The sequence below is a fragment of the Arthrobacter sp. H14 genome (assembly GCF_000520495.1).
Taxonomy (GTDB): domain Bacteria; phylum Actinomycetota; class Actinomycetes; order Actinomycetales; family Micrococcaceae; genus Arthrobacter_C.
The window spans coordinates 1-6660 of sequence record NZ_KI914705.1 but is presented as its reverse complement, the minus strand read 5'-3'; the positions used below and the strand labels follow the sequence as shown (position 1 = coordinate 6660).

Sequence of the window (6660 nt, the reverse complement as noted above, 5' to 3'; positions counted from 1 at the left end):
GGCACCCCGATGTCGTGCCGAGGATCGAGGAGCTGCCGGAGTGGATTGACGTGCACGACTCCGACGACATCGACGGCTTCAACACGGTGGTCTGGCTCGACGACGAGATCAGCTGCTACTGCGACCCGTACGACGACGGCCTGGACCAGGCGTTGGCCGACCAGCCGGGCGTCAAGGCGATCCTGGCCGAGGACCGGGAGGTGGTCTACCTGCGTACGCGGCTGGCGATTGCTGACGTGAAGGCGGCGGTGATCCGCGCGGCCGTTGAGGTGAACCGATCCCCCAGGGAGCCGGCACCCACCGATGTGCTGTCGCCTGAGGCGGTCGACAAGCTGGCGACCGCGGTGCGGCCACTGCTCGAGCAGGCCGGGTTCGCGAATACTGCGACTGGACCGCGGTACTTCTACCGCGAAGGCAGCAACGGCTTCGTCCAATCCATCGCGGTCGCGCCTGGGATAGGCACCTCAGGTGACGGCACCAGCTACGCCGGACGCGTCTGGGTGATGTCCGGCACGCACGTGCCCGGCTTCGGCCGTGACGTCCCCTCCAGCCCCGACCGCGTGGCGCCGGCGCACTGCGGCCAGCCCGCTTACCACTGGGTCACCCCGACGGTGGACGCGCTGACCCGGGTACTGCACGACGAGGTGCTGCCCGTGCTGAGCGTCACGCGCGGCCGCGCTGAGCTCGCCGCCTGGGTGGGCGGCGACCCGACCAGGGTGCCGGTGCCGAACCATCGGCCGACGTATGCGCGACTGTTCGCGCAGTGGGGCCTGGTCGACCAGGCCGCACGCGTGGTCGACCACCTCGACGAGCACGAGCGGTCCCTACGGCACCACCCGGACACCGTCGCGGCCCGTGAGCTCATCCGCGCCGCGCGGCCGTAGGCCTCGCCGCAGCGAATAAACAACGGTCCCCAGCGCATCTGCCCAGTATTCGCCCGTCGTCGACATCTTCGTACGTGAGGGTGATTACCGAGTGATCCGGCAACCAAGGCCGAGATGCTGCGGCCACGGCTGGAACTGTCGCCATGACGCTGCGCAACTTCTGTCCGGCTTGGGGGAGGGGTAGCGCCGACAATGTCGGGTTGCCCCATGGAGGCCATGGCCAGCCGGATCTTCGCCGGTGTCATCTTGTACGGACGCCCGCCCTTCCGCCCCGAGCCCGCACGGAAGCCATGCCGGCGACGGTGCGCTCCGAGATCAGCTCGCGCTCGAACTCGGCCAGGGGGCGAGGATCCCGAACACCAGGTTTCCCCGAGGCTGTGGTGGTATCGATCGCTGCACCTTGGCCGGTGAGGACTTTCAGCCCGATGCCGCGTTCGGTGAGGTCGTGGACAACGTTGACCAGGTGCCGTAGATCCCGGCCCAGCTTCCACACCACCAAGGTGTCCCCGCCACGCAACGCAAAGGGATCCCACCGCGGACACTTTTCACGTGAAAATGAGATTGGTGTCAAAGATTCGAATTTCCGTGAGTAAGATTATTGGTTTCGGGTGCGGCGTAGCCAGCGGGGGCCGGTGCCTTCGGCTGCGGCTTCGTCGTCGGGGTTGAGGATGGAGCAGGTCCGCATGGATAGGCAGCCGCATCCGATGCATTCATCGAGTGATGTGCGCAGGTTCTGCAGGCCGGTGATGGCTTCATCGACCCGTTGTTTCCATGGTTCACTTAATCGGTTCCAGTCCGCCGGGGTCGGGGCATGATCGGCGGGCATCGTGGCCAGGGCAGTGCTGATTTCGGCCAGCGATAATCCCACCCGTTGTGCTGCGGCGATGAAGGCCAGTCTGCGCAGAACGTGGCGGTGGTAAATTCTTTTGCCGCCGTCGCGTCCGGCGGGTTGTATGAGTCCTTGTTCTTCGTAGAAACGCAGTGTTGCCGCCGTCAATCCCGATCTCTGGCACACCTGAGTGATGTGTAGTCGGTCGGTTTTATGCGGGGTCATGTGATGAATCTATGCCCCTTCCGACTTGTGCTCAAGTGCACTTGAGCACGTACCTTTCAAGCTATGGATACATCGGGGAGCGGAATATTGAGCCAAGGCCCTTGTTTGCAGGGGCGCTGGTTGGCTGTGAGCCGTGTCCTCCGGCATCGGATTCTATGAAGGGCATCCGGGAGGGTACGAAACGTCTGATCGGCCCGTTTACCGATGTGAGAAGCCGCCGGCTGCTGGCGGCCTTTCTTGTCTCGGAGTTAGGTGATGGGATAACCGCGGTTGTGGTGCCGCTGGGCGTCTATGCGGTCAGTGACAGTGTGGTCGCCCTTGCTTCAACGTTTCTGGGCCGGATGCTCGTCGGTTCATTGTTCGCCGCAGCCGGCGGAATGATCGCGGATTCTATGGATCGACGGCTTCTATTGCTGATCAGTTATGTCTTCCGGGCCGCCCTCGTGGCGGCGCTGATCCCTCTAGCAGACTGGAGTCCCGCTGCCTTTGCCGTTATCGGGGTGTTGGTGGGTGCAGCTGGCTCTTTCGACAATCCGGCGGCCGAGTCCGCCCTGCGTGCCTCGTACAGGCATGATCTACAGTCGCTGGCCGCGGCACGCAAAAGCGGTAAAGCTGTGTCGCAAATGATCGGCCCAGCCGTCGGTGGGCTACTGTTCGGTGTCGGCGGGCTCTCGCTGGCGTTGGCCGTCAATGTGCTGACCTTCGTGATTGCCCTGCTGCTCCTGGCAGCCAAACGAACCATGACTTCCGACGGCGGCAGGGCCCCAGCCGCTGGCAAGGCCGGCTTCAAGGCAGCGTCGAAAATAGCAAGGTACAGGGGCCAGTTGCCACCCGTGGTTTCCATGGCGTTCTTCTCAGCCGCGGCCGCCTCATTCCTCGTCGCGGTCGCCACCGTACTCGCCGTGCCCTACCTCGCTGACCTGCCGAACGCCCCTGCTGGTGCCTACGGCTTTGCACTGGCCGCCTACAGTATTGGTGCCCTCACCGGATTGTGGCTCGCCGGCATCCGATCATGGGCCAAAGTGCGACTCAAAAGCATCCTCGTATTCTCCGCCATTGCCTTCGGCGCCATCACAGTGCTCAGCGTCTCGGCCCCGCGATGGGAAATATTCGCAGCAGCGTGGTTCATCTGGGGCATTGCCTTCGGCCCGGAAGACGTCGTCAGCGACTCCAGAGTCGCCTCCATCGTTGCGGACCGATGGCTGGCACGGGTATACGCAGCATGGTCAATCCTGGGAAAACTTGGCGCGGCAGCCGGCTACGGCCTCATTGTTGTCATTGGCGACCTTGATGCCCAATCCGCGTTACTGACCATCGGGATGCTGTATGCGGCCCTCGTTCCCGTCTTACTCCTGCTCTTTCCAAAAGAACGGGAAACGCCAGTCAGGAGGGGTGCGAATTAGCTGTGTGCACTGATCCGCATGAACGGTTTGTTGGCGATGAACAGAACAAGAGCGCCCACGGCGATCACAGCTATGATTCCTCCGCCGATGAGTCCGAGCATCACGCCCGGGGTCGCATACCCCATCACGCTCAACGCGATGAAAGCCGATACAACGAGCACAACGAACGCGGACAGAAAGCCGACCATCGCCCGCAACCAACCATCAGTGGAGGCATCGAACAGACCGTCGCGGGAAAGTAAGGCCAGGCGCAACCCGATGACGGCAACAGCCTGCCAGCACGCAATGGCCAGTACGCCCCACATGATGCCCGGGACCGTGAGCAGTTCGACCTCCGGGAACACAGCAGTCACGCTCTCGACCGCAGAGGGCAGAAGCCACGCCTGCACCATCACGGACAAGAGCAGCAAAACAAGCAGTACCGCAGTTAGTCCAAACCAGGTTCCACGACGCATCTCGGCCTCCCGCCACTGCGTAATTGCCATTCAGGACCCATGTCATCCACATGCTACCAACACCCTCGTCGGCTACCCCGCTCGACAAAGTGATGCGAAGGACCAGGCAGCTGCAAATCCTCTGCTTCAACAGCACCGATCTCTGAATGTCCCGTAAGAGGTTCCTCCACCGGTCACACCCCGTCCTGACCTGCGACGATGCAGTGACCGCAGCCTGTCGTGTCCGTTTAGGTAGACCGGTGAACTGACCGGTGACGGGGCCGTATGTGACACACCTGTTGTAACACCCGGAGATGCCGATCGTGTTGACATTGCCGTGCCATCCCAGCCTTGCCGATACAGAACGCGTCTTTATTAACCAGCGGCCGGCCCACTCAACAGATTGCATACTTATACAGTTCCAGTCACGCCAACAGTACGACGACTGTGACACGAAATCCGGACAGGGGGCACGCTGGTGACACGGAATTGGGACAAGTGACAAATTGCTTCGGATCCTACAACGGCCCGCACCACTGGTTCGATCAGGGATTCAGCGTCCGGAAGTGAAAGAATGGGCAGGTGAATTCTGCTGAGCGTGAGGCCGTCGTCGATCTGGCGGCCATCCGGCATAACGTCCGGCGGTTGATCAAGGTCGCCGAACCAGCCAAGGTCATGGCCGTCGTCAAGGCGGACGGTTATGGCCATGGTGCCGTTCCGGTTGCCCGCGCCGCCGTCGAAGCGGGTGCCGCCTGGCTGGGTGTTGCGCATATTCCGGAGGGGATTGCGCTCCGGGAGGCCGGTATCGAGGCACCCATTCTGGCCTGGCTGCATACACCTTCGAGCGATTTTGGCGCCGGCATCGAAGCCGGGCTGGATCTCGGTGTCTCAGGCTGGGAGCTGGAGCTTATCGCCGCGGCGGCGGAAAAGTCTGCCCGCCCGGCCCGCGTACACCTGAAAATCGACACCGGCCTGGGGCGCAATGGCTGCCCGCCGGACAGGTGGGAGGCGTTCATCGGCCAGGCACTTGAGTATCAGGAGGAGGGCCTGCTGCGCGTGGTGGGCATCTTCTCCCATCTGGCTGTCGCCGACGAACCACAGCGGCCTGAGACCGACGAGCAGATTGAGCGCTTCCGCGAGGCCGTAGCCGTTGCCACGGATGCCGGCGTCGACGTCGAAGTCCGTCACCTGGCCAATTCTCCCGGGACGCTGTCCCGCCCTGATACGCATTTCGACTTGGTCCGGACCGGCATTGCACTCTATGGGTTGTCGCCCTTTGAGGATCAGACGTCGGCGGAGTTGCGGCTGCGGCCGGCGATGACGTTGCGCACGAAGATCGCACATTGCAAGGAGATGCCCGCGGAGCACGGCGTTTCCTATGGGCTGAGCTACCGCACTCCTGCACCGACCACGCTTGCACTGGTCCCTGTCGGCTATGGCGACGGTATTCCGCGGATTGCCAGCGGTGGTCCGGTCACCGTTGACGGCAGGACCTACCCGGTGGTCGGCAGGATTGCCATGGACCAGATGGTGATCGACCTCGGCGCAGCGGGAATCGCCGGAACGGAACAGTCGGTGCTTGGCCACGAAGCCGTGCTGTTTGGACCCGGCGACGACGGCGAGGAGTCCGTCGACGCGTGGGCGAAGGCGGCCGGCACCATCAATTACGAGATCGTGACCCGGATCAGCCCGCGTATCCCGCGGCGGTATGTCGACTCCGATGTGCCCGATGACGGGAACGACGCCGTTGCCCCCGCCTGGGAAATCGAAATCGAGACCTCCGGGGCCGAACAGACACAGGCGCTTGCCGCCCGGCTGGGGGAGCAATTGGCCGCCGGCGACCTGCTGGTCCTGACCGGCGAACTGGGCGCGGGAAAGACGACGTTCACGCAGGGTCTCGGAGCCGGGATGGGCGTCCGCGAGGGCATCATCTCGCCGACGTTCGTGCTGGTGCGGATCCATCCCAACCTGCGAACCGGGCCTGACCTGGTGCACGTGGACGCCTACCGCCTCGGTTCTGCGGCTGAGATTGACGATATTGATCTGGAAAACACCATGGACAGTACCGTCACCGTCGTCGAATGGGGACGGGACCGGGTGGAACACCTGGCCGGGAGCCGGCTGGAAATCAGCATGGTCCGCTCCGTCGGCGGCGCGGGTGAACCGGAAGCATCCGGCCGCGGTTCCATTTTGGCGGCTGCCGGCAAGGGGCCGATCAGCGACACCGGCGACGATGACGCCGTCGTACTGGATTTTGATGATGAGGACGACGACGAGCGGCGCCGGATCCGCATCGCCGGGTTCGGGCCGCGCTGGGCAGCGGAGAAGCCTGCCCTCGAGGTCGATTAGGGTGGAAAAGTGCTGATTCTTGCCGTCGATACCTCTGCGATCGCCAGTGCCGCCTTGGTGAGCGACGACGCTCCGGCCGGCGCTGAAACCCCAGCTGACGGGAACGCGGGATCATCCGCCGTGCCGCGGATAGTCGCGGCTTTCGCCACCGAAGACACCCGCAGCCACGCCGAAGTGCTGGCCCCCGGCATCAACGCCATGCTGGCCGAGGCGCAGGTAACGTCCTCGGATCTGGACGCGATCGTCGTCGGAGTGGGACCGGGCCCCTTCACGGGCCTGCGCTCGGGAATCGTCACCGCACGGACATTGAGCTTCGTCTGGAAGCTGCCGCTGCACGGCATGATGAGCCTCGACGCCGTGGCCTGGTCGGTCGCCGGCAGCGCTGATCCGGGCAACGTCGGCTTCGACGGAACGTTCCAGGGCACTGGCGGCGAATTCCTCGTGGCCACGGACGCCCGGCGCAAAGAAGTGTACTGGGCGAAATACCGGCTCGCGGACGGCACGCCCGAGTTGATCGACGGCCCCCACGTCGGACC

At 63.8% G+C, this 6660-nt stretch carries 7 protein-coding genes; 4 read left to right on the top strand and 3 right to left on the bottom strand.

What is annotated here, in order from left to right; all coding sequences use genetic code 11:
* On the top strand, positions 1 to 884 hold an 884-nt coding region (locus tag Y707_RS31835; RefSeq protein WP_162150263.1), incomplete at its 5' end, for a hypothetical protein.
* A gap of 241 nt (positions 885 to 1125) precedes the next feature.
* On the opposite strand, the gene Y707_RS28310 is transcribed toward Y707_RS31835, so the two are convergent.
* Together Y707_RS28310 and soxR are read right to left on the bottom strand one after the other, a co-directional pair.
* On the bottom strand, positions 1126 to 1455 hold the full coding sequence (locus Y707_RS28310; protein WP_442853320.1) for a recombinase family protein: 330 nt from the start codon (positions 1453 to 1455) through the stop codon (positions 1126 to 1128).
* 24 nt (positions 1456 to 1479) lie between these two features.
* Complete coding sequence (soxR, locus tag Y707_RS0121410; RefSeq protein ID WP_026536561.1) at positions 1480 to 1938, bottom strand: redox-sensitive transcriptional activator SoxR; 459 nt, start codon at positions 1936 to 1938, stop codon at positions 1480 to 1482.
* 155 nt (positions 1939 to 2093) lie between these two features.
* Between soxR and Y707_RS0121405 the strand changes: the two genes are divergently transcribed.
* Entirely contained in the window at positions 2094 to 3341 is a 1248-nt protein-coding gene (locus Y707_RS0121405) for an MFS transporter (RefSeq protein ID WP_026536560.1), read from the top strand.
* Here Y707_RS0121405 and Y707_RS28305 read toward each other — a convergent pair.
* On the bottom strand, positions 3338 to 3826 hold the full coding sequence (locus tag Y707_RS28305; RefSeq protein WP_253905296.1) for a DUF2975 domain-containing protein: 489 nt from the start codon (positions 3824 to 3826) through the stop codon (positions 3338 to 3340). The two genes, Y707_RS0121405 and Y707_RS28305, sit on opposite strands and share 4 nt — an antisense overlap.
* A 531-nt stretch (positions 3827 to 4357) precedes the next feature.
* Here Y707_RS28305 and Y707_RS0121395 point away from each other — a divergent pair.
* Both Y707_RS0121395 and tsaB read left to right on the top strand, forming a co-directional pair.
* Positions 4358 to 6124, top strand: a complete 1767-nt coding sequence (locus Y707_RS0121395; protein WP_026536559.1) for a bifunctional alanine racemase/tRNA (adenosine(37)-N6)-threonylcarbamoyltransferase complex ATPase subunit type 1 TsaE — start codon at positions 4358 to 4360, stop codon at positions 6122 to 6124.
* Positions 6125 to 6133: 9 nt separating this feature from the next.
* A partial coding sequence (tsaB, locus tag Y707_RS0121390) for a tRNA (adenosine(37)-N6)-threonylcarbamoyltransferase complex dimerization subunit type 1 TsaB (protein WP_026536558.1) occupies positions 6134 to 6660 on the top strand: 527 nt, incomplete at its 3' end.

Bases quoted from the DNA above. Each gene is read 5' to 3' on its own strand.
- soxR (WP_026536561.1), bottom strand. From the start codon at position 1,938: ATGACCCCGCATAAAACCGACCGACTACACATCACTCAGGTGTGCCAG.
- Y707_RS0121405 (WP_026536560.1), top strand. From the start codon at position 2,094: ATGAAGGGCATCCGGGAGGGTACGAAACGTCTGATCGGCCCGTTTACC.
- Y707_RS28305 (WP_253905296.1), bottom strand. From the start codon at position 3,826: ATGGCAATTACGCAGTGGCGGGAGGCCGAGATGCGTCGTGGAACCTGG.